This window comes from Mesorhizobium sp. USDA 3734, assembly GCF_056279665.1.
Genome location: NZ_JBWCCW010000001.1, coordinates 2,684,550 through 2,709,622, shown reverse-complemented (window position 1 = coordinate 2,709,622; position 25,073 = coordinate 2,684,550). Strand labels below are relative to the sequence as shown.

The window sequence follows — 25,073 nt, the reverse complement described above, 5'->3', positions numbered from 1 at the left end:
CAGCGTGGCGCGCAGGATCACCGGTAGGAGCCACGGCGATCCGCGCACCGCCGACACGAGAGCCAAGGTCAAGGACGACTACCGGCCATCGCGCGACGAAATCCTGCGCTACATCGCCGAAAATCCCGATCGCGCGGGAAAACGCGACATCGCCAAGGCGTTCGCCCTGCGTGGCGACGACCGCATCTGGCTGAAGGACATTTTGCGCGACCTGCAGGACGAAGGCGTCCTGACCAAGGAGCGCAAGCAACTGGCCCGCGTCGGCGCCCTGCCCCATGTCGCCGTGCTCGACATCTTCGGCCGTGACGGTGACGGCATTCTGCTGGCGCACCCGGCCGAGGCGGTGGGAACGGGCGAACCGCCCGTCGTCTCGATCCGCGTGTCGCGTGGCGGCAACGGCCCGGCGCCCGGCATCGGCGACCGCGTGCTGGCCAAAACCTTTCCGACCAACGAAGCGACCGGCCCCGCCTACACCGGGCGGGTGATGAAGATTTTCGAGAAGCGCACCGATGCCGTGCTCGGTATCTTTCGCATCCTGCAGGACGGCACCTTCCGCATCGAACCGGTGGAACGGCGCCAGCCCGAGCTGATCGTCGACAAGGAATTCCAGAACGGCGCCAAGAATGGCGATCTCGTCGAGGTCGAGCCGGCGCGCGCCTCCCGCTATGGGCTGCCGAGAGCCAAGGTGCTCAACGTGCTGGGTTCGCTGACCAGCGAAAAGGCGGTCTCGATGATCGCCATCCACGCGCATGACATTCCGCATATCTTCCCGGCCGACGTCATCGCAGAATCCGAAGCCGTCAAGCCGGCGACGCTTGATCACCGCGAGGACTGGCGCGACCTGCCGCTCGTCACCATCGATCCGGCCGACGCCAAGGACCATGACGATGCCGTCTTCGCCACGCCGGATCTCGACGAGAAGAACCCCGGCGGCGTGGTCGCCACTGTGGCGATCGCCGACGTCGCCGCCTATGTGCGCTATGGCACGGCGCTCGATCGGGAAGCGCTGAAGCGCGGCAATTCGGTCTATTTCCCCGATCGCGTCGTACCGATGCTGCCCGAGCGCATCTCCAACGATCTCTGCTCGCTGCGTGAGGGCCAGGATCGGCCGGCGCTCGCCGTGCGCATGGTTTTTTCGGCCGAGGGCCGCAAGCTCAGGCACTCCTTCCATCGCGTCATGATGAAGTCGGCGGCAAAGCTTGCCTACACCCAGACACAGGCCGCGATCGACGGCGTGCCGGACGAGAAGACCGGTCCGATCCTCGATACGGTGCTGAAGCCGCTGTGGGACGCCTATGCGATCCTGAAGCGTGGCCGCGATGGCCGCCAGCCGCTCGAGCTCGATCTGCCGGAGCGCAAGATCCTGCTCAAGCCGGACGGCACCGTCGATCGCGTCATCGTGCCGGAACGGCTCGATGCCCACAAGCTGATCGAAGAATTCATGATCCAGGCCAATGTCGCCGCGGCCGAGACGCTCGAAGCGAAGAAAGAGGCACTGGTCTACCGCGTCCATGACGCGCCTTCGCTGGCCAAGCAGGAATCGCTGCGCGAGTTTCTACAGACGCTTGGCCTGTCGCTCGCCCGCGGCGCGCAGATGCAGCCGAGCCAGTTCAACGGCATCCTGGAGCGCGTGCGCGGCGCCGACAATGAAGGCCTGGTCAACGAAGTGGTGCTGCGCTCGCAGAGCCAGGCCGAATACTCGCCCAAGAACATCGGCCATTTCGGTCTCAACCTCAGGCGCTACGCTCATTTCACCTCGCCGATCCGCCGCTATGCCGATTTGATCGTGCATCGCGGACTTATTGCCGCACTTGGCCTTGGTCCGGGCGGGCTGACGCAGGACGAAGCGGCACGGCTCGAAGATGTCGCAGTGCTGATTTCAGGCACGGAACGCCGCGCAATGGCGGCCGAGCGGGACACGGTCGACCGTCTGGTCGCCGCTTATCTCGCCGAGCGTATCGACGACCGTTTCGATGCCCGCATCTCCGGCGTCACCAAATCAGGACTATTTGTCCAATTGCCGCAGTACGGCGCGGATGGTTTCATCCCGGTGTCAACATTGAACGGCGATTACTATATATACGACGAAGCGGCCCGCTCCCTGTTCGGAGAACGCTCGGGCAAAGGCTACCAGCTCGCGGACCGCGTCGAGGTCCGACTTGTCGAGGTGGCGCCGATGGCAGGAGCGATGCGCTTCGAGATGTTGACCGACCCGAAGCCTTTGCCGGGCTCCAAGCGGTCGTTTCACAAGGCCAAAGGCCGCGCCCGCGCGTCGCAAACGCGACCGGGTTCGCGCGGCAGGAGACGATGATGACAACAGCCACGGAAGAACAGGTTTTCGGCGGAGAACATCACTCGGGCCGGGCTACCCGCCCGCTGTGGACGGCGATGAAGCGCGGCCTGCTCGGCCGCTGCCCGAATTGCGGCGAAGGCAAGCTGTTTCGCGCCTTCACCAAGACCGTCGACACATGCAGTGTCTGCGGCGAGGAACTGCATCACCACCGTGCCGACGACCTGCCCGCCTATCTCGTCATCGTCATCGTCGGCCACATCGTGCTCGGCGCTTTCATGGGCGTCGAGGCAACCTCCACCCTGTCCACATGGCAGCACATCGCCATCTGGGTGCCGCTGACCATCGCTCTCTCGGTCGCGCTGCTGCAGCCGGTCAAGGGCGCCGTCATCGGACTGCAATGGGCCTTCTATATGCACGGCTTCGGCGGCGAACACGACGTGATCGAGCCGCATCCAGGAGCCTGAGCTGCAGCCAAGAATGTGGCCTGGCGCAACATACCGACCGTGAAAGGCCACTTTCGCTTGCCAGAAGTTTCCGCTAGGTCCTGCGCATGGACGGTATGACCAAGGCGGAAGTCGACAAGATCGGGCGGAGCATGATCGCTCACAGCGACCGGCCAATTCGCCCGCGCGATGCGGCAACCCTGATCCTGCTCGACCGCAAGGGCGATGACGTGCTGGTTCTGATGGGCCGCCGTCATGCCGGCCACGCCTTCATGCCGGGCAAGTTCGTCTTTCCCGGCGGCCGCACCGATCCGGCCGACAGCCGCATCCCCGTCGCCGCCGCATTGCACCCGGAGCAGGAAGCCAGGCTGATCGCCGGACCGGGCCGCACAAGCGCCGCACGGGCCCGCGCCATCGCCTTGTCGGCCATCCGCGAGACCTATGAGGAAGCCGGATTGCTGATCGGCCGCAAAGGCGCTTTCGCCACCGTCAGGGCGGATTGGCAAGGCTTTGCCGAACACGGCGTGCAGCCCTCTCTCGACATGCTGCGCTTCGTCGCGCGCGCCATCACGCCGCCCAACCGGGTGCGTCGCTTCGACACGCGCTTCTTCAGCGCCTGGCGCGACGACGTCGCGGTCGAACTGCCCGGTGGCGGCCCGACCAACGAGCTTGAAGAGCTGGTCTGGCTGCCGCTTGCCAAGGCTAGGGAAGCCGACATACCCGACATCACCCGAATGATCCTGGACGAGCTGCAAAAGCGCCTCGCCCATGACCCGCTGTTGCGTCCGGGCGGTCCCGTGCCCTTCTACCGGCTTGTCCGCAACCGCTTCACCCGCGAACTTCTCTAGAGCAATTCCAGGAAAAGTGTGACGCGGTTTTCCGTCCGGAATTGCGTAAGATCAAAAAGACAGAGTATTCAGCATCCCATGACGGTCGATACCCAACCACAGGGCGACGAACGCGTACACTGGCTGCCTATGGTGGCGGCGATCTCGTCGATCAGCGTCGTCGGCATCGCCATCGGCCTTGGCATGCCATTGCTCAGCGTCATCCTCGAAACACGCGGCCATTCGGCCTCGATGATCGGCCTCAACACGGCCGTCGCCGGCCTCGCCTCGATCGCCGGTGCGCCGCTGGCGACACCGCTCGCCATGCGCTTCGGCGTCGCCTGGACCATGATCGCCATGATCGCCGCCGGCGCGCTGGCCTTTGTCGGCTTCCATTTCGCACCCGATTTCTGGATGTGGTTTCCGCTGCGCATCGTGCTGCACATCGCGCTGACGGTGCTGTTCATCCTGTCTGAATTCTGGATCAGCACCTCGGCGCCGCCACACCGGCGCGGCCTTGTCCTCGGCATTTACGCAACGGTTCTGTCGCTCGGCTTTGCCGCGGGTCCGTGGCTGTTCGCTCATCTCGGCAGTTCCGGCTTCAGGCCGTTCGGCGTCATCATCGGCCTGGTGACGCTGGCAGCCATACCCGTGCTGGCGGCGCGCAACGAGAGCCCGACGATCGCCTCCGACGGCGAGACCAGCAATTTCCTGCGCTATATCTGGCTGGTGCCGTCGGCGACCGCTGCCGTGCTGGTGTTCGGCGCGGTGGAAACCGGTGGCTTTGCGCTGTTTCCGATCTATGGCAGCCGCATCGGCTATTCCGAAGCCGATGCAGCCCTTCTCCTGACCATGATCGGTCTTGGCAACGTGCTGTTGCAGATCCCGATCGGCATGATCAGCGACCGCGTCAGCGACCGCCGCTATCTGCTGATTGCCTGCGCCACGGTCGGTCTTGTCGGCACCGTCTTCATGCCCTTCTTCGCCCAGAACTGGCATTTGATGGCCGCACTTCTGTTTGTCTGGGGTGGCGTCGTCGCTGCCATGTACACGATCGGCCTTGCCCATCTCGGCTCGCAGCTTTCGGGCCACGAACTGGCGTCGGCCAACGCCGCCTTCGTGCTGTGCTACGGCGTCGGCATGGTGCTCGGCCCGCAAGCGATCGGCATCGGCATGGATGCGTTCGGTCCGTCCGGCTTCGGCTGGTCGCTCGGCCTATTCTTCGCCGCCTACATTGCTTTGGTCGCCGTCAGGCTGGTCCGCAAGATCCTCCTGTAGCGCGACTGCTGCCAGCCCTGCATTCACATTGGCCGACGACACGCTGCTGACAGAACCGTGTCAGCAGCACAGGGCTAGAAGGGTGTCCCAAAACACTTGAGGACACTTCCATGATCGACAGCGGCTTTGAAACCACATCGCTACGAATGACACTGCTTCTGCTCGTGACCTTCCAGGCCCCGGCCGCCGACGTCGACCGCATCATGGACGCGGTGGTCGCGATCGCACCGCTGGCCATGGGCAAATATGACCGCAATGCCTATCAGTCGGCGCATGGCATCGAACGCTACAGGCCGCTTGATGGTGCGGCCGCCGGCGCCGAAACGGAGCTGCGGCGGCGCCCCGGCACGGTCGAGGTTTCCTTCGAACTGCCGGACGACCAGACGCTGGCCGCCCGCGTCGTCGAGGCTATTTTCCAGGCCCATTCCTACCAGGAACCGGTGATCCGCATTCAACCGATCCTTGCCAGCCGTTCCAAGGGGCTGGACGACCGCGCCAATCCGAATCGCTGGTGGAACACGACCGGAGACTGGAAGAAGGTTGCGGTGTCAGTGACGGAAACCGCATGATTTCCGCTCACCAGCCGGCTCAAGCAGGTCGCACAAGGCCTACCGGGCTTGACTTTCCGGGCGCGTTCTTTATGTGTCGCGCCAAGTTTCCCGCGTCCGGGTGTTTCCCCGTGCTCCAGCGGCCAAAACCCCACGAACAAACGGACTGATATCATGGCCAAAGCCGCAAACATCAAGATCAAGCTTCTGTCGACCGCCGACACCGGTTTCTTCTACGTGACCAGCAAGAACAGCCGCACCAAGACGGACAAGCTGTCGTTCCGCAAGTACGACCCGGTTGCCAAGAAGCACGTCGAATTCAAGGAAACCAAGATCAAGTAATCTGGGTTTTCCCTCTGCAATGCCGAAGCGCCGCCCACTGGGCGGCGTTTTCGTTTGTAATCCCTCTTCACCTTCTACCGAACCTGCGCCGCACGCCACTCACCTCGCGCCATCACCACACCTGCGGAGTGTATCGTTTTAATACAATCGCCAATTGGTGGACTCGCACGATGGATAGGCAGTTAGTTCCAGCGTCAGGCTAAGGGGGAATGCCTCGACCTGGGAGAAAACGATGTCCATTCAAAAAGGTGATTATCGAACCAACAGAGCCGACTACGCGATTGCCGCGACGCATGGCGAAGTGACCGCCGAAGACAGCGTTCGAGACGAGATCCTGGCAAGAAGAAAGAAGTCCCTGTGGTTAAAGGAGCGGCGATCAGCCAAGTCGGCCGAGAACCCAATGGACAGCTCGCCGCTGCCTAAAAGAAACCTTCGCGGTTAGACGCCACAGCCGCCTTCCGCGATCGCACCATACCTGCACACCGCCGATTCGCCCTTATTTGCAGATGCAGCCGCCGGTATTGACCTCTGGCACGGCGGCCCTACTTCGTGATGAAATGGCTTCCGTTCTTTTCAGAAGGCGGCGGGACTAAGGTCTAGTGCGCTACACGCAAAGGTCCGAGGGGTCCTGTTAGGTTCCGGAAATGTCTGTTGGACGTTCCGTTATTTTAGTCAATCGAGATATGATCTTCCCTTCTATTTTCCCAGCCGACATCCGCGCCTGATGCGACCATTCGTAATCCGCAGGTCTGCCGTTCTGCAGGTTCAGCGCTCCGTGTAGATGTGAAACGGGTCAATCGCGTCCCGAATGCCCCAGCCCGGGCTGGGATCCCTCAGCCGATGCGATCGCCGTTTTTCGGATCGAACAAATGCAGCGACTCCGGATCGGCCGACAATCGCACCATGTCGCCGGGCTTCACGCCGGCACGGCCCATGGCAAAGACGCAAAGCTGCTGGCCGGCCAGTTTGACGTAGAACTGCGTCGAAAGCCCGAGCGGTTCCACCACCCCCACCTCGCCCTTCAACATGCCGTCATCCGCCAGCCGGATATGCTCGGGCCGCAAACCGATTGTGATGGCGTCACCGTCCTTCAGCGGCAGGCCTTCCGGCAGGCGCAGTGCCTGACCATCGGCCAGTACGGCCTCCGTACCACGCTGACGAACCGTCGCCGGCAGAAAATTCATGCCAGGTGAACCGATGAAACCGGCGACGAACATATTGGCGGGCCGGTCATAGAGATCGAGCGGCGCGCCGACCTGCTGGATCAGCCCGTCATGCATGACGACGATCCGGTCGGCCATGGTCATCGCCTCGATCTGGTCGTGCGTGACATAAACCGATGTCGTCTTCAGCTGCTGGTGCAGCGCCTTGATCTCGGCGCGCATATGGACGCGCAGCTTGGCGTCGAGGTTCGACAGCGGCTCGTCGAACAGGAACACCTTGGGGTCGCGCACGATGGCGCGGCCCATGGCGACCCGCTGGCGTTGGCCGCCGGACAATTGCCGCGGCAGGCGCTGCAGGAAGGTGTCGAGCCCGAGCCGCTTGGCGGCGCCGTCCACCCTCGCCTCGATCGTCGACTGCTGCGCCTTCTTCAAGAGCAGGCTGAAACCCATGTTCTTCGACACGTCCATATGCGGATAGAGCGCGTAGGACTGGAACACCATGGCGATGTCGCGGTCCTTGGGCGCTACGTCATTGACCAGCCGCTCGCCGATGCGGATCTCGCCGCCGGAAGCCTCCTCCAGCCCGGCGATCATGCGCAAGAGCGTGGACTTGCCGCAGCCTGACGGCCCAACCAGGACGACGAACTCGCCATCGGCGATTTCAAGGTCGACAGCGTGCAGGACGCGGACGGCGCCATAATCCTTGCGGACTTTTTCGAGCGTAACAGAGGCCATCGATCTATCCTTTGACGGCGCCGGCAGTCAGGCCGGTGACGAGATAGCGTTGCAGGAAGGCGAAGAAGATGCAGACAGGGATAAGCGCCAGGATGGATGCCGCCATCATCTGCCCCCAATCGACGGCGAACTTGCCGATGAAGGTGAGCAGGCCGACCGCGAAGGTCTTCTGGTCGTCACTGGAGATCAGCATCAGCGCGAACAGAAGCTCGCTCCAGGCGGCGGTGAAGACAAAGCCCAGCGTTGCGCCCATGCCCGGCAGCGTCAGCGGCACGATCACCTTGCGCATTGCCTGCGCGCGGGTGCAGCCATCGATCATCGCCGCCTCTTCCAGATCCTTCGGAATGCCGTCGAAGAACGACTGCATCAGGAAGGTGGCAAAGGCCGTGTTGAAGGCGGTGTAGATGATGATCAGGCCGGTCAGGCTGTTGATCAGGCCGATCTGACCCATCACGCGGTAGATCGGCGGAATGACCATCACCAGCGGAAAGGTCTGGGTCAAAAGCAGCATCAGCGCCAGTGCCGCCTTGCCGCGAAAGGTGAAGCGCGACATGGCATAACCGGCAAGCGTGGCGATGATTGTCACCAGTGCCGCCGTCGATACCGAGACGATGACGCTGTTGAGGAAATAACGCGGGAAATCGGTGGCCTCGAGCACGGTGATGAAATTCTGCAGCGTCATGTGCGACGGCCAGAAGGTGATGCCTTCGGAATAGAGAAGCCGCTCCGGCGTGACCGAGATCTTCAGCGTCCAGTAGATCGGAAACAGGGCAAAGAGCACGTAAGCCGCTATTGCCGCGTAGAGGCCGATGCCGCCGAAGAAGCGCTGCGAGATTGAACGTCCTGCGATCATCAGACGTGCCTCACCAGCGTGCGGCGGATACCGATCAGCGCGATCGCATAGGCAATGAGCAGGACGAGCAGCAGCACCGCCACAGCCGAGGCATAGCCCTTGTCCAGCGACTTGAAGGCGCTGACATAGATGTAGACAGGCACCGTGTTGGTCGAACCGGCCGGTCCGCCCTCGGTCATGACGAAGATCAGGTCGGCGAAGGTGGCGATCCAGATGGTGCGCAACATGACGGTGATGGCGATGGTCGGCGCCAGGAACGGCAGCGTCACCTTGGTGAAGCGTTGCCAGGGCGAGGCTCCGTCGATGGCCGCTGCCTCATGCAGTTCCGATGGAATGGACTTCAGCGCCGCCAAAAGCGTGATGGCGAAAAATGGAATGCCGAACCAGATATTGGCGACGATCGGCCCCCACATGGCGGTGGCGGGATCGGACAGCACATTGGTCGGCTCGGCCTTCAGCCCCAATGCAAACAGCCAGTGCGGCAACGGGCCGATGATCGGATTGAACAGCCAGGCCCAGGTCAAGCCCGACAGGAAGGACGGCACCGCCCAAGGCAGGAACACCAGGGCTTGTACAGCCTTGCGGCCGCGAAACGGCTTGTCGAGCAGCAGCGCGAGGCCAAGCCCGAGGAAGAACTGGAAAAACAGGCTGGCGACCGTCCACCACAGCGTGTTGACCAGCGCCTGCCCCAGCACCTGATCCGACAGCATCGCCTGATACTGCCCGAGCCCGACATATTCGGACTTGAACGCGGAGAATTTGCGGAAGGAGTAGCTGATGCCGATGACCAGCGGCACCAAGAGCACCACGACCAGCAGGATGATCGCCGGACTGAGATAGAGCCATGGCTCGAAATTTGCGTAGCTAAGCCGCTTCTTTCGCGGCTGGCCTGCGGATCGTATTTCGGACACGGCATAGGTCATTGGCTGTGGATCGGCTCCATGGCGTCGGGGATAGCGTCCTTCTCCCCGTTTACGGGAGAAGATGCCGGGCAGGCAGATGAGGGGCAACGCGAACCTATCGAGGCATAGCGCCGCCCCTCATCCGGCCTTGCTTGTGCAAGTCGTTATCCCAAAACCGCTACGCACTTTTGGGCGACATGCATTCGGGCCGCCTTCTCCCCGTGAACGGGGAGAAGGAAGAAGAGGCGCTTACTTCTTGTTCTTGGCCAGCCAGTCCTGCTGTTCCTTGGTCAGGAACGTGGCCCATGCATCGGCCGCTTCCTTGGCCGTCTTCTGGCCAAGCAGGACTTCCTGAAAATTCTTGATCGCCACCTGGTCGACGAAGTTGCCGAGGTTCTCCAGATGCGTCGGCGGCGTCACCATCTCATATTTGGAGCTGTCGCTCAGCTCCGTGAACCAGCCCTTGAACTGCTCGGTCTTGAAATGGGGATCCTGGTCGGCGCCGTTGTGGATCGGGACGACGCCGACTTCCTTGGCCCATTCCAGATTGTCCTTCGGCGACAAAAGCGTCGCCATCAGCTTCCACGCGTCGTCCTTGTGCTGCGAGTTGGCAAACATCGCCCAGCCAGCGTAACCGAGTGTCGGATAGGACTTGCCGCTTGGCCCGACCGGCAATGGCGCCACGGCGAAGTCCTCGGCGCTCATCTTGTCGGCAATGCCAAGCAGCGCGTCGGGATCCTGGTTGAGCATGGCGCAGGTGCCGGAATAGAAGCCGGTGACCGTTTCGTTAAAGCCCCAGCTCACCGCATCCTTCGGCGCCAAGCCTTCCTTGTACATGTCGGCCAGCATCTGCAGGCCCTTGACCGAGCCTTCGTCGTTGATGGTCGAGGTGCCGTCCTCGTTGAAGTAGCCGCCCTTGCCGGCGGCGATGTTCATGAACATGTGCATGCCGTTGAAGGCGCCCGGCCCGCCGCGCAGGCAGTAGCCGTACTTCCCCGGGAGCGCGGAGATCTTCTTGGAATCGGCGATGAAATCTTCCAGCGTCGCCGGCGGGCCATCGAGGCCGGCCTCCTTGAACAGTTTCTTGTTCCAGAACAGCGCGTTCACATAGTAGCCGTAAGGGATCATGAACTGGGTGTTGTTGACGGTCGAGCCGAACTGCTTGGCGCGGTCGCCAAGCGTCTTGGCGTCGTCCCATTTGGCCATGTAGGGGCCGAGATCCTCGAGCTGGGCATTGTTGGCATAGAGGCCCATCCAGCGTTCCGGCATCTCGACGATGTCGGGCGTATCGCCGGCCTGCACCATGGTGAGGAATTTCTCGAAGGCCTGGCCCCAGGGCAGCGAGATCAGCTCGACCTTGACGCCCGGATTGGCCGTTTCGAACTCGGCAATCTGCTTCTTCAGGAATTCGGTGCGTGGCGGGCTGGTGATGACTTCGACCATTTTCAGGGTCGAATCGGCCATAGCGCTTCCGGCGGAAATCGCCAGCCCCGCAACGGTGGCAAGCATGACGGTCAGTTTTTTCATGTTCAAGACTCCCATTTTGAACCCGCTTGTTATTTTCTGGCTTTTTCGAAGGCTTGGGCGACATCCGTCCACAGGTCTTCGACACTCTCCAATCCGACATTGAAGCGGATGGTTCGGGGGCTGACGCCGAAGCGCGCCATCGAATTCAGGCCCGGCGTCTGCTCCAGCGACGCCTTGGCCGGCACGACCAGGCTTTCATGCCCGCCCCAGCTGACGCCGATGCGGAAATATTTCAGCGCATCGACGAAGACGGGGATGTCGATATCGTCCGTCACCTCGAAGGAGAACAGACCGGCATAGCCGGCCAGCGTCGCCTTGCCCGGATGGTTCGAATAGACGGGATGGTTGACCCGCTCGACATTGGCATGCGCCTTCAGCCGTTCGGCGATGGTCAAGCCGCTCTTCATGTGGTGCGGCAGGCGCAGTGGCAGCGTGCGCAGGCCGCGCAGCAAAAGCCAGGCCTCGAACGGCGACAGCTTGCCGCCGAGATACGAATAGGTCTGCTCGTTGATGTGCTTGATGTGGGCGACCGAACCCGCCACGACGCCGGCGACGGTGTCGCTGTGGCCACCAAGGTATTTCGAGGCCGAATGCAGCACCAGGTCGACGCCATGCGTGATCGGCTTCTGGAACACCGGCGTCGCCCAGGAATTGTCGATGGTGGTGACGATACCTTGCTCCTTGGCCAACCGCGTCAGATGCGCGATGTCCTGCAACTCGAACATCATCGAGGTCGGGCTTTCCAGGTAAAGCAGCTTGGCGCCGGGAAGTGCCGCCGCCACCGCGTCCGGGTCGGAACCGTCGACGTAGTCGACCTTGATGTTGAGTCGCGGTAACAGCCGCTCGAACAGCCGGTAGGCGTCGCCATAGCAATTGCGCACGGCGACGATGCGCTCGCCCGCACCGACAAAGGCAAGAACCGTGGCGCTGATCGCCGCCATGCCGCTGGAAAAGCCTCGCGCCGCTTCTGCGCCCTCAAGCGCTGCCACGCGCGCCTCGAACTCCATCACCGTTGGATTGTCACCACGCGAGTAGATCGGCTGCTTTCGTTTGCCGGCAAAGGTGTCGGCCATCTCGGCATAGTTGGCGAATGTGAACAGCGAGGTCTGGTAGATCGGCGGCACCACCGCACCGCCGGGAAACGGTTCGTCATGCGCCAAGAGGGTCGCCGCCTCGGCAAGATAGTCGTGATCGAAACCGGATGGATGCTCGTTCATGTCTGGCTCGAAAGTTTGAGTTTGGCGGCACCGCGCTTGAGATCGTCCTCGACGGTGGCGATCAGCTTGAGCGCCTCGGCCCGGGCGCCCTGCGGATCGCGCGCGGCGATGCACTCGTAAATGGTGCGATGGTAGGGAAAACTGGCGTGGCCGAAGTCACGCACGCCGAGCGGATGCTCCCAGAAGCGATGGAACAATTCGTGCATGGCGGCGATGATCTGCTCGAACAGCGGATTGCCGGAGACGCGGTAGATCGCCTGGTGGAACTCCCAGTCCTCTTCCGCCGACATGCCGTCGCGCGTGCGGAACACCTGCTCCATGACGTCGAGCTTGCGCGCGATCTCGGCGATGTCGGCCTGGCTGGCGCGTTCGGCGCAAAGTGCTGCGGCCTCCGCTTCCAGCGCGCGGCGGATCTCCAGCGTCTGCATCAGGCTGGTGAAATCATTGCCACCCGCCAACGTCAACGGCATGTGCAACATATCGTGTGAGACGGCCGCCTTGAGATAGGTGCCGCTGCCTTGCCGGCGCTCGACGAGCCCGAGCCCTTCCCAGCGTGTCAGCGCCTCGCGCACCGTGTTGCGACTGACCTTCAGCCGCTCGGCCAGAATACGCTCGGTTGGAAGCCGCTCGCCCGGCTGCAAGGCCTCGGCGCGAACAAAGCCTACCAACGCCTTCAGCACGGCGTCATCGCGCGCCGTCGTCTGAATGGGTGGCAAGCTGTTCTGATCCACATCTGCTCCAAGTGGTCCAATGGTCCAACCAATTTCTGCACGGATGGAAGCTCCTGTCAATCGGCTGTCAGGAGAACTGTCGAAGGGAAGCGAGGCAGTGCGTTTCAGGCGCTCGCGCGAGCCCGCTTCGAGCGTGCCTGCTAACCCGCGGCAGCGGGCGGTCCGAACCAGGTGGTCAGCGCATCCACCAGTCCCTGTTGGGTTCCCACCCCAACCCAAGCCACATAACCATCGGGCCGGATCAAGACGGCGTCAGGCGCGGTGACCGTCCCGAGGACCGGGAGTTCCCAGACGCCGGCGTACCCGGCGTCGATCTGCCTGACCCGATCGGCCCAGGGCGCGATGTCCAGCCTGCCGGGCTCACCGAGGTTGAGGAGCACCGGCCGCGCGTCGTGCAGCAGGGTGAAGAGCCGCAACGGCCCGTTGGCGGTGGCCAGATCGAGGTCGGGTATTCGTCGCCCAAGCAATGGATGCCCCTCCCCTAGGTCGTAATGGACACCCAGGCCGGACATCTCAGCGGCGATCCGTTTGCGAGGCTCTTCCATGCCAAGCAACTCGGTAAAGATATCGTTCAATGCCTTGGTGCGGGCATCCATGCGACGAAGCGCAACCTGTGCCATGGCGTTGCGCAGTACGCGCTCGGCAATCGGATGACGCTCGGCGTGATAGCTGTCTAGAAGGCTTTCCGGTGATATCCGCTTGACCATTTGGGCCAGTTTCCATCCAAGATTCACCGCGTCCTGCACACCAATATTGAGCCCCTGTCCACCCATCGGTGGATGGACATGCGCGGCGTCGCCAGCCAGCAGGACGCGTCTGTCGCGATAAGCGGCAGCCTGTCGCGTCATATCCGTGAACCGGGAGAGCCAGGTCGGGTTGTGGACCCCGTAATCGGTGCCGTAGACCGCGACGAGCGCCTCGCTGAGATCGCGCAACGTCGGTTCGCCTCCGACGGTCAGTTGCCTCTCGGTCAGCACGACACCGACCCGGCCGCCTTCCTCGATCTTGCCTATCGCATGGATACCGTAGGCGTCGCTGCGAAAGCCCCATGCCGGCTCCTGCACCATCTCGACCTCGGCAATCATCCAACTCATCGTCGGATCCTGTCCAGCGAACTCGATGCCCGCCGCCTTTCGGATCACGCTGCGTCCTCCGTCGCAGCCGACGAGATACTGCGTCCGCAATCGTTGGCCATCGGCCAGCTCCACATCGACGCCGCCATCGTCCTGTGCGAAACCCGCAACGTCCTGTCCGCGATAGATCGGCACCTGCAACCCGCTGATCCAGTCGGCCAATATCCGCTCGATATGGTTTTGTCGCAGCGCCAGCAGATAATTGTGCCGCGTGGGAAAATCGCTGATGTCCAACCGGATCATGTGGAAGCCCACGGACGGCGATGGCTGTCCCTGCGAGAGGAAACGATCGGCGATTCCGCGCTGATCGAGCACCTCGATCGTGCGTGCGTGCAAGCCACCCGCGCGCAAGCCGATCAGTTGCTGGTTATGGCGCCGCTCGACGATGGCGACACCGACGCCCGCCAATGCGAGCTCGCCTGCCAGCATCAATCCCGTCGGACCGCCCCCGGCGATCACCACTGCATGATCCCGACGCGATCCGTCTGCCGGCAACATCACACCCATTCTCGCCACTCCCGTTTTCCGTTGGCCTGGGCCGCGGTTTTACGGGGAGAGCCGGGTCTTGCCGCAAGCCCCTTGTGCGCCATATGTATGAAATGGAGGGGTACCCTTCCTCATCGTTGGCTGCCACGAACAAGCTTCTCGCGCAGTAGCAGCGTACGGAACGGCCATCGCCGTCGCGGTTCCATAACGATATCCGGATTTTCACACGCAAAACGCAGAGTCTTCCGTGCTTTGGCACGGAGCTCTGATGCTCATTGGAAAGAAGGGGGCCGGTCGGCGTTTGGCAGCGGTACGAGGAGGCCACTATGTGCCAGCGCCGGCCGGCCGACCCCACGGACCCAGGAGATGCGGCGGACCTGAGCATCATGGGGTATTCTGGGGATCGAGCCGGCTGTCTATCCTCGTGCCGGCTTCGTCTTGGCCTGCACACTTGCGCAAGAGCTTATGAAAATCAACAGTTTCTTAACCAAAGCTCGCGAATCGCTTGGATTAAGGTAAACGGGTAACCCTGTCGGGTTGACTGGATAATCGGGGCTGGACCGGTTACGCCGCCTTGGCGACGACGCGGTTGCGGCCGCCGCTCTTGGCTTCGTAGAGCGCGAGATCGGCACGCTTCATCAGCGCCGCCACCGTATCCACGCCCTTCAGCACCGACGACACGCCGACGCTGACCGTGACTTCGATCGTCTTGCCGTCCTGGCCGATGGCAAAAGGCGCCTGGGCAATTTCGGCGCGAATGCGTTCGGCCACCTTCTCGGCCACCGCGCCCTCGGTGTCCGGCATCACCACGACGAATTCCTCGCCGCCAAAACGGCAGGCAAGGTCGATACCCCTGACATTCTTGCGCAGCCGCCGTGCAAATTCCCGCAACACTTCGTCGCCGCCGTCATGGCCATGCGCGTCGTTGATGGCCTTGAAGCGGTCGAGGTCGGTGATCATCACCGACAGCGGCCGGCGCCGTGCCACGGCGCGATCGAACAGCGTCTGCAGATGGCTGTCGAGATAACGGCGGTTGTGCAGCCCGGTCAGGCCGTCGGTCACCGCCATTTCGATGGTCTGGGTGACGCTGGCGCGCAGCTGGTCGTTGTAACGCTTGCGGCGCACCTGGGTACGCAGCCGTGCCGTCAGTTCCTGCTGGTCGATCGGCCGCATCAGATAGTCGTTGATGCCGAGTTCGAGGCCGCGGATGATGCGTTCCTCCTCGCCCTCCTCCGCCAAAAGAATGATCGGCACGAAGCGGGTGCGATCAAGCGAGCGCAACTGCGAACAGAGCCTGAGCGGATCGAAATCGGCGAACGCGGTCGAGATCATCACGCATTCATAGGACGTCTCGGCGGCCTGGAAGAAGCCGGCATGCGGATCGCTGGAGACATCGAGGTCGGCGCGGTCGCGCAGCATCTTCTGGATGCGCTCGACGGACGATTTGCGCTCGTCGATCAAAAGCACTTTCGGTGTCGTGTCCTCGGACGCGAAATTGCGGCTCAAAAGCTCTTCGATGCCGATGTTGCGCGTCGTCGAGGCGCGCAGCCGCAACTCGTCGGTCAGCGACTTCAGGCGGACCAGGCTCTTGACGCGCGTCATCAACTGCAAATCGTTGACCGGCTTGGTCAGGAAGTCGTCGGCGCCGGCCTCGAGCCCGCGTACGCGGTCGGAAACCTGGTCGAGCGCGGTGATCATCACCACCGGAATGTGCGATGTCGCCGGATCGCTTTTCAGCCGCCGGCAGACCTCGAAGCCGTCCATGTCAGGCATCATCACGTCGAGCAGCACGACATCGACCTTGCCGTTCTCGCAGGTTTCGATCGCATCCGGCCCGTTGGTGGCGGTCAGCACCTCGAAATATTCGGCCAGCAACCGGACTTCCAGCAGCCGCACATTGGCAGGGATGTCGTCGACGACGAGGATCCGCGCAGTCATTTCACAAGGCTCCGGCTCGGCTGAAAGGGTACATCACGCATCACCCAGATAGGATTTGATGGTTTCGATAAAACGCGGCACCGAGATCGGCTTCGAAATATAGGCCTCGCAGCCACCCTGGCGGATGCGTTCCTCGTCGCCCTTCATCGCGAAGGCGGTCACCGCGATGACCGGGATGACGTGCAGCTCGTCGTCCTCCTTCAGCCATTTGGTCACCTCCAGGCCCGACACTTCAGGCAGCTGGATATCCATCAGGATGAGATCCGGCTTGTGCAGGCGCGCCAGATCGAGCGCTTCCAGACCGTTGCGGGTGCGCACGGTCTCGTAACCGCTTGCTTCGATGAGGTCCCGAAAGAGCTTCATGTTGAGCTCGTTGTCCTCGACGATCATGACCTTCTTCGGCATCGATATCCCGTCCCGGTCGTCCTTCCGCTCGAAGGCGACCGTCATGCGCCCATGTCCAGACGCACCAAACCCTGCTTCACTTTACGGCAATATGATTGACGAAACGGAAATCCGCGGCTGGAAAACAACGCAAATTCCACCTCATCCCTGCGCGTCCAAAGGGCGCGCCACGCTCTAATGGCTTGCCGCAAGCAACTCTTGCCATTACTGCGGGAGAGACTCATTCCACACACCGAAGGTAGTGATGGCAAACGCAGCGTCAATGCGTGAAGAAGCGGAATCGATTGCCGTGAAGGCCCTGGGCTTCGTCGCCTCCGATCCGGAGCTGTTGCCGCGCTTTCTCGCAATTACCGGCATAGAGGCGCATTCTATCCGTAAAGCCGCCAGCGAGCCGGGTTTTCTGGCCGGTGTCCTGCAGTTCATTCTCGCCCATGAGCCGACGCTGATGCGCTTTGCCGAGGAAACCGGCACGCCGCCGGCCGCCGTCGGCAAGGCCTTGCGGGCGCTGCCGCTGGGCGACGACAACCACGAGCATTCGACATGAGCGATGATCCCGAAACCGCGCGCCAGATCGCGGAACTGGCGGCTGACGACCGGCCGCTGCTGGTGCTCGACGTCGACGACGTCGTGCTCGAATTTATCCGTCCGTTTCCGAATTTCCTCAAGGCGCGCGGCTATGGCCTGACGCTGGCCTCCTTCCGTCTGACCGGCAACATTGCCGAGACGGCGAGCGGGCGCCTGATCGAGCAGCCCGAAGTCACGGCACTTCTGGGCGATTTCTTCGACGCACAAGCCGATTGGCAGAGCATTACGGACGGCGCTGCAGAAACCCTGGCAGGGCTCGGCGACCGCGCGGAAATCATCTTGCTGACGGCCATGCCGCACAGACACCGTGCCGTGCGTCGCGCCCATCTCGATGCCCTCGGGCTGAGCTACCCGCTTCTCACCACCGAAATGGCCAAGGGACCAGCAGTGGCCAAGCTGCGCGGCAAGGCCGCTAGGCCGGTGGTCTTCGTCGACGATCAGCCGCACAATCTGGCGTCGGTGCGCAACTCAGTCAGTGACGCGCATCTTATCCATTTGATGGCCGACAATTCGCTGCGCGCGTTCCTGCCGCCGGTGACCGACGACATCGTCGTCGTCCAGGACTGGCATGAAGCCGCGCCGAAGATCGCGAGCGCGCTGGGGCTCTAAAGCCCAAAGCCCTTAAGGGTTCAGTTTCGCCCCTGCCCCGCCATTGTCGCTACCGCCGCTGGCGTCTCCACCATCATCGTCCCCGCCGTCACCATCATCGACGCTGTCGTCCACGGCCGGATCGGCGGGCTTCAGCATGACGCCATTGACTGCGACCGAACCGTCGGCCTTGGCATTGATGACCCATTCCAGCCGGCCATCGGGCAGCGTCTTGCCAAAACCTTTCGCCATCAGGGCGACAGGCACATACTGCGCCACCTCCGGTTCCGACTTTGCCGCCTCCTGCAGGCCTTCGACAAGCTTGTCGAAGCCGGTGACATCGACCGTCACGTTTCCTTCGGGCTTTTCGCCGGGGAACGTCATCTCACCTTCCAGTGCGATCTCCGTGTCCTTGTTCTTGACGGTGCTGTGGCCGAGCACGACCTTCGGCGTCTTGGCCATGAAGTCGGCTTTAAGCTGCTCGCCGAATTCGGCCGACAGCGGCGGATCCTGATTGAGATCAAAGGCTTCGATCGCCTTCTTCGCCATGCTGTCGAGATCGATATTGGCGCCGCCGAAGTTCAGGTCGACGTCGGTGGGCAGCAGCGCGACACTCCAGCTCGGCACAAGCTGCTGCGGCACGGTCAGCCCCGACGCCTTGATGCCATAGGTGATTTTGCCGTTCTGGGCGACGCCGTCGGTGCCGAACACAGTGCTGAGCTGGGTGGCGCCGAAATTGCCGACCGGGCTTTCCACCGCGAAATCCTTGAAGCCGTAGGTTCCCTCGACACGTTCCCAAAGCGGCAAGGCGGCGAGCAGAAGCGATTTGAGTTGCGCCTGGTTGGCCTTCAGCGTCACCTCGTTTTCATTGGCCACGGCAAATGCCAGGAGATCGAGCAACGGCTTTGTCCGCACGCCCTTGCCGCCGGCTTCGACCGACAGTTCCGGCGACCTGACGGTGACCGGGAATTTCAACCCGCTCTCCGGATCGTCGAAGTTGATCGCTTCGACAAAACTCGACACCTTTTGCGAGGTGGTGAAATCGACGCCGCCGGTCGCGGACTTGGTCGCGGCAATGGTCGCAGTGCTGGCCCCGGTGCTGGCCTCCATGTGCTGCTTGGCATCCTTCGATGCCATGGTCATGCTGGCCATTGAGCTGGTGCCGCTGGTGAAGGCCGCCAGATTGGGATCGTAGATGCCCGAGCCCTTGCCGTCCTTGATCGAAAACTGCGTGCTTTGCAGCCCCTCCGGCCCATTGAACTCGAAGGAAGCGCTTTGCGAGAAATCCATCGAGACATCCCAGGCCCCATCGCTGCGCGGCTTCACCATCAAGGCATAGGGCGCGAAATCGAGCTTCAGCAGCTTCTGGTCCGGGAATGATGCGGCAAGTGCCTTGAAATCAAACAGGATCTTGTAGGCGCCGCCTTCGAGCGAAACCTTCAGGATGCCTTTGTCGATCGCCTGCTTGCCGACATAGCGGGACAGGTCCTCGGACAATTGCTTCGCACCCTGGCTGTCGACGGTCTGACCGAAAGCAGGTGCACTCAACGCAAGAAGGAACACGAATGGCAGGGCACGGTCCACGCGAATTCTCCGTTTTGGCCTTCAAGGAACGCTTCGTTCGTCTGGTATGAAATTACCGCTGCAACCGCAAGGTGAGATCAACAAGGCATCCAGGCGGACAATCTCGATCAAAGCACGAGCCGCATCAGTGGCCGGCCCGCCTTGCGTTCCACAAGCCTCTCGAAACCAGCCTTCTCGAAGACCCGCGACGAGCCAACGAACAGGCCGATCGAACGCGAATCGCGCGACAGGTCTATCGGGCACGCCTCGAGCAGCCGGGCGCCATTCTGGCGGGCGAAATCGATGCCGCCTTCGACGAGGCGATGCGTGATGCCCCTGCCGCGCGCCTTGCTGCGGATGAAGAAGCAGGAGATTGCCCAGACGGCCGGATCCGCAGCGTCGGCAGGATCGACCGGTGCCGACCCCCTGCCCTGATTGTTCCATTCGGGCACGTCGGCGCGCGGTCCGATCTGCATCCAGCCGACCGCCTGGCCATCCTCGAATGCCAGCAGACCCGGCGGCGGGCCGGCTTCGATGCGCGCCTTGATGTGATCCTTGTTGCGTTCGCGGCTGCTTTCGCGGCGCACCGCCGGGGCCAGCCGGAAATGCGTGCACCAACAGCCGTAGCAGGCCCCCTGCTTGCCGAAGAGGTCCTCGAATTCCGCCCAAAGCTCAGGCGCAAGCGGCGCTATGGTCGTGCTCATGCGTTCTCCCCAGGCCAGCCTTGTCGATGGCCTTGCACTGTCGTACCATTGCCTCTGTTCTCTTTATGTTCGCAGCGATGGCGGCCCCTGTCAACAATCCAGATCACGGTTTTTGCCGCGACTGCCTGACGTTTCAGCGCAGCCAGACGCGCCGCTGCGAGCACTGCGGCAGCCCCCGGCTTGCGCGTCATCCCGAGCTTTACCGGCTGCATCTGGCCCATATTGATTGTGACGCCTTTTACGCGGCGATCGAAAAGCGCGACAATCCGGCGCTCAAGGACAAGCCGCTGATCATCGGCGGCGGCAAGCGCGGGGTCGTCTCTACCGCATGCTACATCGCCCGCATCCAGGGCGTGCGCTCGGCGATGCCGATGTTCAAGGCGCTCGAAGCCTGCCCCGAGGCCATCGTCATCAGCCCCAACATGGAAAAATACGTGCGCGTCGGCCGCGAGGTGCGAGCCATGATGCAGGCGCTGACGCCGCTGGTCGAGCCGCTCTCGATCGACGAGGCGTTTCTCGACCTCGCCGGCACCGAACGGCTGCACGGCCTGCCACCGGCGGTGGTCCTGGCGCGCTTTGCGCTGGCGGTCGAGAAGGAGATCGGCATCACCGTTTCGGCCGGCCTGTCCTACTGCAAGTTCCTCGCCAAGATAGCGTCGGACTTCCGCAAGCCGCGCGGCTTCTCGGTCATCGGCGAAGCCGAGGCGGTCGGCTTCCTGGCGGCGCAACCGGTGACCATGATCTGGGGCGTCGGCAAGGCGTTCAACGCCACGCTGGAGCGTGACGGCATCCGCACCATCGGCCAGCTTCAGAAAATGGAACGTGGCGACCTGATGCGCCGTTACGGCACGATGGGCGACCGGCTCTACCATCTTTCGCGTGGCGAGGACGTTCGCCGCGTCGATCCCGACCAGGACGCCAAGAGCGTATCGGCCGAAACCACCTTCGACACCGACATCGCGTCGCTGGAAGAACTGGTCGCGGTGCTGAGGGGGCTTTCGGAAAAGGTCTCGGCACGGTTGAAAAAGTCAGGCATTGCCGGGCGTACCGTGGTGCTGAAGCTGAAGACCCAGGGTTTCAAGCTGCGCACGCGCAATCGCCAGCTCGGTGACCCGACACGGCTCGCCGACCGCATCTTTCAGACCGGAGTGGAGCTTCTGCGAAAGGAAACCGATGGCACGAAGTATCGGCTACTCGGCATCGGCGTCAGCGACCTCTCGGACGACGACAAGGCCGACCCGCCCGATCTGGTCGACGTCCAGTCGCGCAAGCGCGCCATGGCCGAAGGCGCCATCGATGCCTTGCGCGACAAGTTCGGTCGCAAAGCAGTGGAAACCGGATATACGTTCGGCAAGGGCCGCGACGCCCACCCGCCGGAGCCGCTGGAAGATTGAGCGATCAAGTTCGCGTCAAATCGATCCGGCTCGTCACCACGCTCTTGCCGGTTTTCGGGTCGGTGTCGGTGACAGTCAGCCGGATGCCGTTCTCGCCTCTCTTCTCGACCGTCATCTGCGCCTTGCGGTCGCCATTGACCTCCTTGGCCCAGCGGATGCCGAGATTGATCGCATTGCCCGAGCGGCTGCCGTTGAGTTGCGCCGGCCCGGTACGAGAGCCGACATAGGTGCCGCTGTATTTCGCGCCCGTGACCTTCAGATTGGCACTGATGGCCCGCGACACCACAACGAGACCACGACAATTGCCGTCCAGCGAAAGCGAGGTTGAGGTCGCATTCGACTTGAAGCTGCAAGATACGCCAACGTTCGGCACATCCGTGGTCACCTGGACAGTGCCTTTGCCGGCGAAATTACCCTTGAACGACTGGAGAAATTTGGTTTCGTCAGCATGCACCGCGCCTGCCGCAACCAACAGAGCGCCAGTAAGCGCGAATTGTGCGAGTAGTCTCATCGAAGCTCTCCTCGTCAATTTTTGAAAAGGCAGGACTGCCTGCAACACAATGCACGGCTGAATACCGGGACTTAACGCGTTTTGCCGTGTCAGGTTCCGCTCACCACATGACTGTTTTGAAGCATCCAGCCTTTGCGACTGGCCCAGAAGAAGGCAACAACTAGCGATTGCGGGAGAAGCCCTGGCCTGCGACATAGCGCGGATGGCACCCACCCCCTCGATTCCAAAGGCCGCGTTCTGGATGGCGCTGTCGATTGCCTCGTTCCTGGCGATGTCGGTCGCCGGCCGCGCCACGACAGCCGAGCTCAATGTCTTCCAGGTGCTGGAACTGCGCTCGGTGATCGGCTTTTTCATCCTTCTGCCACTGGTGATGATGAGCGGCGGCTTTCCCGCCATGCGCACGCAGCGCCCCGTCGCCCATATTGCCCGCAACATCATCCACTATTCCGGCCAGGCGGCCTGGCTCTACGCCTTGACGCTGATCCCGCTGGCCGTGCTGATCTCGATCGAATTCACCACACCGATCTGGACGGCTATCCTGGCGGTGGTTTTTCTCGGCGAAAGGCTCTCCCGGCCTAGGCTTGCAGCGATCGTGCTGGGGTTGATCGGCGTGGTGATCATCGTGCGCCCCGGTGTTGGATCACTCGATCCGGGCCATCTCGTCGTGCTCGGTGCCGCGGCCTGCTTCGGCATCTCGGTGGTCATGGTCAAGTCGTTGACGCGGACGGACAGCGTCGTGCGCATCATCTTCTGGATGCTGATCATCCAGTCGGTGGTCGGCCTCGTGCCGGCGCTCTATACGTGGCGCAACCCACCGCTGGAGCTTTGGCCATGGATCGTGCTGATCGCCTTCACCGGCATGTCGTCGCATTTCTGCATGGCCCGGGCGCTTGGCTATGCCGACGCGACCATCGTCTCGCCGATGGATTTCCTGCGCGTGCCGCTGTCAGCGCTGATCGGCTGGCTGCTCTATAGCGAACAGATCGACGCCTTCACCGCCGGCGGTGCGCTGCTGATCCTGATGGGCAATCTGCTCAACCTTCAGCGCAGGCCGACAAAGCCGGCTGAAGTGGCGGCGTCGTAACCCCGCCGCAGAGGTCAGTTCCCCTCATCGGGTATGTTGAGAAGATGGCCGCAGGCCTTGCAATGCACGGCATCCGGCTCATGCCGCTGTAGGCCGCACTGCGGACAGGGAAAGAACACCTTGGCCGGCCGGAAGATCGCCTGCGCCAGCCTGACGAACAGCGATATGCCGATGATCATGGTGACGATTGCCGTCAGCTTGCCGGCTATGCCCGGCAACACGATGTCGCCGAAGCCTGTCGTCGTTACCGTGGCGACGGTGAAATAAAGCGCGTCGATATAGTTTTCCAGGCCGGCACCGGTGCGGAAGAAGAACGTGTAGACAAAGCCGGTGATGACGAACAGGAAGGTCAAAAGGTTGATGACCGCGTGGCTCGCCTCTCGCCACGGTCGCAGGCCCCGCATCTCCAGATGCCGCCAGAGCGAACCGCTGCGCGACAGCGACCACAGCCGCAAAATGCGCAGGAAAGCGAGATTAGCGAAAGCCGTCGGCATCAGCAACGTCAGCAGGATGAAGACATCGACCCACGATGTCGGCTGCTTCATCAGCCGCAGCATGTCGTTGGAGGCGAGCAGCCGCGCGGCCAGGTCCGCGGCGACGAGAGCAGCCGCCGAATAGTCGAGCCAAAGGAATGACGGCTTGTCCTGGAGAACGGGCGTCGCGATGAAGAAAGCGATGATGGCGAGGTCGATGACGACAGCCACCAGTTGGAACCGAAAAGCGGCCGGCGTGCGCCCGTGATAGAGCTTGCGCAGCCGGTTGCGTAGCCGCGTCATCGCCGAATTTTCCTGCAATCCGTCCTTGCCCGCTGTTTTCATGACGATTGCGTAGCGTCCGCGGCCAAGGCCGTCCAGTGGCTTGAGTTGCGGGAGCCCTCAGCCTTGCACCACTGTGCCGTCGTGTCCGACAAGACCCCAGGCGGTGGCCGTATCATAGAAGAATTGCTCCTTGGCAATGCGGTCGCCGCGCCACTGCTGAAGCGCCACCTCTTCCAGGCGCCGGACGGTGCCGTCCTTGTCGATCCTGTCGAACGTCCAACGGATGGCGACGTTGTCGCCGTCGACCAGGAAAATCCGGACCGGATGCGTATGCATCTTCTGGATCCTTTCCAGAACCGATTGCTCGCGTGCCATCAGCGCCTCCCTGCCCTGACGCGGAACGCCGAGATTCTCCTGCATGGTCGCATCGTCATGGTAGAAGTCGGCGATCGCCGTGACGTGGCTGCCTTCAACCACTTCCTTGAGGAAGGTTTCCACGCGTTCGCGGCTGGGCATGATGGCGCATTCCTGTCTGGCCGCGGCCGCACCGCCGAGGCGCTGATTGGGGGGTTGAAACGGCGAATTTCTTTCGAGCGTGCTCGATGCATGTGGTTCAAGCCACAACAACTTCAACCGCAGCTCGCACCCTGGCCCTATCAGACAGGATGCCAGGCCTAGCGCGAACTCAATCCGCGATGTGCTGGCCGACATCTATCCGATTGCCGTCCGGGTCCTCGAAGACGAAAGCACGCAAACCGTAATCGTGGTCGCGCAAGCCTTTGACGATGCGAAGGCCGTGCGCCTTGCAGACATCGTGCAAGGCGTCGACATTCTCGACCATCATGTGCGCGACATTGAAGTGCGCCGCGCGGTGATCCTTCTGCAAAGTCAGATGCAGTTCGGCGTCGTCACGTTTCAGGATCATGAAGCCGACCGGATCGCCATTCTCGAATGTCTTGGAAAAGCCGAGCACGCCACAATAGAAGGCGGTGGCCTTTTGCATGTCGCGGACAGGCAGCATGGCGGCGATACGGCCGAAACGGACGGAGCTTGCGTCGTTCATCG

Annotated in this window: 26 protein-coding genes; 11 read left to right on the top strand and 15 right to left on the bottom strand. The window is 62.4% G+C overall.

All coding sequences use genetic code 11. The annotated features are described in order from the left end of the window. The first annotated feature begins 4 nt into the window (after positions 1-4). The 7 genes from rnr to ACZ89F_RS12910 all read left to right on the top strand — a co-directional run bounded on the left by rnr (position 5) and on the right by ACZ89F_RS12910 (position 6,173). Positions 5-2,311: a ribonuclease R gene (gene rnr, locus ACZ89F_RS12940; protein WP_476092254.1), complete on the top strand. Its 2,307-nt coding sequence runs from the start codon at positions 5-7 to the stop codon at positions 2,309-2,311. Then, positions 2,311-2,757, top strand: coding sequence for a DUF983 domain-containing protein (locus tag ACZ89F_RS12935; protein ID WP_476092253.1), 447 nt, complete (start codon positions 2,311-2,313; stop codon positions 2,755-2,757). The genes rnr and ACZ89F_RS12935 overlap by 1 nt, the downstream gene beginning before the upstream one ends. 86 nt (positions 2,758-2,843) lie before the next feature. Continuing rightward, positions 2,844-3,584 carry an NUDIX hydrolase gene (locus ACZ89F_RS12930; protein WP_476092252.1) on the top strand — a complete coding sequence of 247 codons (741 nt, stop codon included), beginning with the start codon at positions 2,844-2,846 and terminating at the stop codon, positions 3,582-3,584. A gap of 78 nt (positions 3,585-3,662) precedes the next feature. Beyond that, entirely contained in the window at positions 3,663-4,841 is a 1,179-nt protein-coding gene (locus tag ACZ89F_RS12925; RefSeq protein ID WP_476092251.1) for an MFS transporter, read from the top strand. A 110-nt stretch (positions 4,842-4,951) separates the two neighbouring features. Then, positions 4,952-5,410, top strand: a complete 459-nt coding sequence (locus ACZ89F_RS12920) for a YqfO family protein (protein ID WP_476092250.1) — start codon at positions 4,952-4,954, stop codon at positions 5,408-5,410. Between the two features lie 153 nt (positions 5,411-5,563). Beyond that, positions 5,564-5,731 carry a 50S ribosomal protein L33 gene (gene rpmG / locus ACZ89F_RS12915; protein ID WP_006201775.1) on the top strand — a complete coding sequence of 56 codons (168 nt, stop codon included), beginning with the start codon at positions 5,564-5,566 and terminating at the stop codon, positions 5,729-5,731. A gap of 232 nt (positions 5,732-5,963) precedes the next feature. Continuing rightward, a complete protein-coding gene (locus ACZ89F_RS12910; RefSeq protein WP_476092249.1) occupies positions 5,964-6,173 on the top strand; it encodes a hypothetical protein in 210 nt (69 codons plus the stop codon). Between the two features lie 391 nt (positions 6,174-6,564). Here the strand turns inward: ACZ89F_RS12910 and ACZ89F_RS12905 are convergent, their stop codons facing one another. The 9 genes from ACZ89F_RS12905 to ACZ89F_RS12865 form a co-directional block, all read right to left on the bottom strand. Continuing rightward, positions 6,565-7,629 carry an ABC transporter ATP-binding protein gene (locus ACZ89F_RS12905; protein WP_476092248.1) on the bottom strand — a complete coding sequence of 355 codons (1,065 nt, stop codon included), beginning with the start codon at positions 7,627-7,629 and terminating at the stop codon, positions 6,565-6,567. Positions 7,630-7,633: 4 nt separating this feature from the next. Continuing rightward, positions 7,634-8,482 carry a carbohydrate ABC transporter permease gene (locus ACZ89F_RS12900; protein WP_476092247.1) on the bottom strand — a complete coding sequence of 283 codons (849 nt, stop codon included), beginning with the start codon at positions 8,480-8,482 and terminating at the stop codon, positions 7,634-7,636. After that, positions 8,482-9,405, bottom strand: coding sequence for a carbohydrate ABC transporter permease (locus ACZ89F_RS12895; RefSeq protein ID WP_476092246.1), 924 nt, complete (start codon positions 9,403-9,405; stop codon positions 8,482-8,484). The genes ACZ89F_RS12900 and ACZ89F_RS12895 overlap by 1 nt, the downstream gene beginning before the upstream one ends. 228 nt (positions 9,406-9,633) lie before the next feature. Then, positions 9,634-10,911, bottom strand: a complete 1,278-nt coding sequence (locus tag ACZ89F_RS12890) for an ABC transporter substrate-binding protein (RefSeq protein WP_476092245.1) — start codon at positions 10,909-10,911, stop codon at positions 9,634-9,636. A gap of 29 nt (positions 10,912-10,940) precedes the next feature. Continuing rightward, positions 10,941-12,128: a PLP-dependent transferase gene (locus ACZ89F_RS12885; protein WP_476092244.1), complete on the bottom strand. Its 1,188-nt coding sequence runs from the start codon at positions 12,126-12,128 to the stop codon at positions 10,941-10,943. Then, entirely contained in the window at positions 12,125-12,859 is a 735-nt protein-coding gene (locus ACZ89F_RS12880) for a FadR/GntR family transcriptional regulator (protein WP_476092243.1), read from the bottom strand. The genes ACZ89F_RS12885 and ACZ89F_RS12880 overlap by 4 nt, the downstream gene beginning before the upstream one ends. A 140-nt stretch (positions 12,860-12,999) precedes the next feature. Then, the gene (locus tag ACZ89F_RS12875) at positions 13,000-14,499 is read right to left on the bottom strand and encodes an FAD-dependent monooxygenase (RefSeq protein ID WP_476092242.1); all 1,500 of its coding nucleotides are present in this window, start codon (positions 14,497-14,499) and stop codon (positions 13,000-13,002) included. Between the two features lie 543 nt (positions 14,500-15,042). Then, positions 15,043-16,416: a PleD family two-component system response regulator gene (locus ACZ89F_RS12870; protein ID WP_109671486.1), complete on the bottom strand. Its 1,374-nt coding sequence runs from the start codon at positions 16,414-16,416 to the stop codon at positions 15,043-15,045. A 33-nt stretch (positions 16,417-16,449) separates the two neighbouring features. Further along, a complete protein-coding gene (locus ACZ89F_RS12865) occupies positions 16,450-16,806 on the bottom strand; it encodes a response regulator (protein WP_276325614.1) in 357 nt (118 codons plus the stop codon). 259 nt (positions 16,807-17,065) lie between these two features. On the opposite strand from ACZ89F_RS12865, the gene ACZ89F_RS12860 reads away from it, so the two are divergent. Both ACZ89F_RS12860 and ACZ89F_RS12855 read left to right on the top strand, forming a co-directional pair. Continuing rightward, a complete protein-coding gene (locus ACZ89F_RS12860; RefSeq protein ID WP_136620600.1) occupies positions 17,066-17,365 on the top strand; it encodes a DUF3572 domain-containing protein in 300 nt (99 codons plus the stop codon). Further along, the gene (locus ACZ89F_RS12855; protein ID WP_476092241.1) at positions 17,362-18,015 is read left to right on the top strand and encodes a hypothetical protein; all 654 of its coding nucleotides are present in this window, start codon (positions 17,362-17,364) and stop codon (positions 18,013-18,015) included. The genes ACZ89F_RS12860 and ACZ89F_RS12855 overlap by 4 nt, the downstream gene beginning before the upstream one ends. Before the next feature lie 12 nt (positions 18,016-18,027). On the opposite strand, the gene ACZ89F_RS12850 is transcribed toward ACZ89F_RS12855, so the two are convergent. Beyond that, positions 18,028-19,578, bottom strand: coding sequence for a hypothetical protein (locus ACZ89F_RS12850; RefSeq protein ID WP_476092240.1), 1,551 nt, complete (start codon positions 19,576-19,578; stop codon positions 18,028-18,030). Between the two features lie 107 nt (positions 19,579-19,685). After that, positions 19,686-20,261 (bottom strand): GNAT family N-acetyltransferase, encoded by a 576-nt coding sequence (locus ACZ89F_RS12845; RefSeq protein WP_056582153.1) that lies wholly within the window; start codon positions 20,259-20,261, stop codon positions 19,686-19,688. Between the two features lie 65 nt (positions 20,262-20,326). Between ACZ89F_RS12845 and ACZ89F_RS12840 the strand changes: the two genes are divergently transcribed. Next, entirely contained in the window at positions 20,327-21,655 is a 1,329-nt protein-coding gene (locus ACZ89F_RS12840; RefSeq protein ID WP_476092239.1) for a DNA polymerase IV, read from the top strand. A 4-nt stretch (positions 21,656-21,659) separates the two neighbouring features. Here the strand turns inward: ACZ89F_RS12840 and ACZ89F_RS12835 are convergent, their stop codons facing one another. Next, positions 21,660-22,166: a hypothetical protein gene (locus tag ACZ89F_RS12835; RefSeq protein ID WP_476092238.1), complete on the bottom strand. Its 507-nt coding sequence runs from the start codon at positions 22,164-22,166 to the stop codon at positions 21,660-21,662. 202 nt (positions 22,167-22,368) lie between these two features. Here ACZ89F_RS12835 and ACZ89F_RS12830 point away from each other — a divergent pair, with 202 nt between their 5' ends. After that, positions 22,369-23,250 carry a DMT family transporter gene (locus ACZ89F_RS12830; protein WP_476092237.1) on the top strand — a complete coding sequence of 294 codons (882 nt, stop codon included), beginning with the start codon at positions 22,369-22,371 and terminating at the stop codon, positions 23,248-23,250. A 14-nt stretch (positions 23,251-23,264) separates the two neighbouring features. Here ACZ89F_RS12830 and ACZ89F_RS12825 read toward each other — a convergent pair whose 3' ends face one another. The 3 genes from ACZ89F_RS12825 to ACZ89F_RS12815 form a co-directional block, all read right to left on the bottom strand. Next, positions 23,265-24,068, bottom strand: coding sequence for a potassium channel family protein (locus ACZ89F_RS12825; RefSeq protein ID WP_476092236.1), 804 nt, complete (start codon positions 24,066-24,068; stop codon positions 23,265-23,267). A 57-nt stretch (positions 24,069-24,125) separates the two neighbouring features. Then, a complete protein-coding gene (locus ACZ89F_RS12820) occupies positions 24,126-24,524 on the bottom strand; it encodes a nuclear transport factor 2 family protein (RefSeq protein WP_476092235.1) in 399 nt (132 codons plus the stop codon). A gap of 169 nt (positions 24,525-24,693) precedes the next feature. Continuing rightward, a complete protein-coding gene (locus ACZ89F_RS12815; protein ID WP_476092234.1) occupies positions 24,694-25,071 on the bottom strand; it encodes a bleomycin resistance protein in 378 nt (125 codons plus the stop codon). Between the last annotated feature and the right edge of the window lie 2 nt (positions 25,072-25,073).

What these genes read in the sequence shown, in the direction of transcription:
- ACZ89F_RS12935 (WP_476092253.1), top strand. Translation starts at nt 2,311, where the DNA reads ATGACAACAGCCACGGAAGAACAGGTTTTCGGCGGAGAACATCACTCG.
- ACZ89F_RS12930 (WP_476092252.1), top strand. Translation starts at nt 2,844, where the DNA reads ATGGACGGTATGACCAAGGCGGAAGTCGACAAGATCGGGCGGAGCATG.
- ACZ89F_RS12925 (WP_476092251.1), top strand. Translation starts at nt 3,663, where the DNA reads ATGACGGTCGATACCCAACCACAGGGCGACGAACGCGTACACTGGCTG.
- ACZ89F_RS12920 (WP_476092250.1), top strand. Translation starts at nt 4,952, where the DNA reads ATGATCGACAGCGGCTTTGAAACCACATCGCTACGAATGACACTGCTT.
- rpmG (WP_006201775.1), top strand. Translation starts at nt 5,564, where the DNA reads ATGGCCAAAGCCGCAAACATCAAGATCAAGCTTCTGTCGACCGCCGAC.
- ACZ89F_RS12910 (WP_476092249.1), top strand. Translation starts at nt 5,964, where the DNA reads ATGTCCATTCAAAAAGGTGATTATCGAACCAACAGAGCCGACTACGCG.
- ACZ89F_RS12905 (WP_476092248.1), bottom strand. Translation starts at nt 7,629, where the DNA reads ATGGCCTCTGTTACGCTCGAAAAAGTCCGCAAGGATTATGGCGCCGTC.
- ACZ89F_RS12900 (WP_476092247.1), bottom strand. Translation starts at nt 8,482, where the DNA reads ATGATCGCAGGACGTTCAATCTCGCAGCGCTTCTTCGGCGGCATCGGC.
- ACZ89F_RS12895 (WP_476092246.1), bottom strand. Translation starts at nt 9,405, where the DNA reads ATGACCTATGCCGTGTCCGAAATACGATCCGCAGGCCAGCCGCGAAAG.
- ACZ89F_RS12890 (WP_476092245.1), bottom strand. Translation starts at nt 10,911, where the DNA reads ATGAAAAAACTGACCGTCATGCTTGCCACCGTTGCGGGGCTGGCGATT.
- ACZ89F_RS12885 (WP_476092244.1), bottom strand. Translation starts at nt 12,128, where the DNA reads ATGAACGAGCATCCATCCGGTTTCGATCACGACTATCTTGCCGAGGCG.
- ACZ89F_RS12875 (WP_476092242.1), bottom strand. Translation starts at nt 14,499, where the DNA reads ATGGGTGTGATGTTGCCGGCAGACGGATCGCGTCGGGATCATGCAGTG.
- ACZ89F_RS12870 (WP_109671486.1), bottom strand. Translation starts at nt 16,416, where the DNA reads ATGACTGCGCGGATCCTCGTCGTCGACGACATCCCTGCCAATGTGCGG.
- ACZ89F_RS12865 (WP_276325614.1), bottom strand. Translation starts at nt 16,806, where the DNA reads ATGATCGTCGAGGACAACGAGCTCAACATGAAGCTCTTTCGGGACCTC.
- ACZ89F_RS12860 (WP_136620600.1), top strand. Translation starts at nt 17,066, where the DNA reads ATGGCAAACGCAGCGTCAATGCGTGAAGAAGCGGAATCGATTGCCGTG.
- ACZ89F_RS12855 (WP_476092241.1), top strand. Translation starts at nt 17,362, where the DNA reads ATGAGCGATGATCCCGAAACCGCGCGCCAGATCGCGGAACTGGCGGCT.
- ACZ89F_RS12845 (WP_056582153.1), bottom strand. Translation starts at nt 20,261, where the DNA reads ATGAGCACGACCATAGCGCCGCTTGCGCCTGAGCTTTGGGCGGAATTC.
- ACZ89F_RS12840 (WP_476092239.1), top strand. Translation starts at nt 20,327, where the DNA reads ATGTTCGCAGCGATGGCGGCCCCTGTCAACAATCCAGATCACGGTTTT.
- ACZ89F_RS12835 (WP_476092238.1), bottom strand. Translation starts at nt 22,166, where the DNA reads ATGAGACTACTCGCACAATTCGCGCTTACTGGCGCTCTGTTGGTTGCG.
- ACZ89F_RS12830 (WP_476092237.1), top strand. Translation starts at nt 22,369, where the DNA reads ATGGCACCCACCCCCTCGATTCCAAAGGCCGCGTTCTGGATGGCGCTG.
- ACZ89F_RS12825 (WP_476092236.1), bottom strand. Translation starts at nt 24,068, where the DNA reads ATGAAAACAGCGGGCAAGGACGGATTGCAGGAAAATTCGGCGATGACG.
- ACZ89F_RS12820 (WP_476092235.1), bottom strand. Translation starts at nt 24,524, where the DNA reads ATGCCCAGCCGCGAACGCGTGGAAACCTTCCTCAAGGAAGTGGTTGAA.
- ACZ89F_RS12815 (WP_476092234.1), bottom strand. Translation starts at nt 25,071, where the DNA reads ATGAACGACGCAAGCTCCGTCCGTTTCGGCCGTATCGCCGCCATGCTG.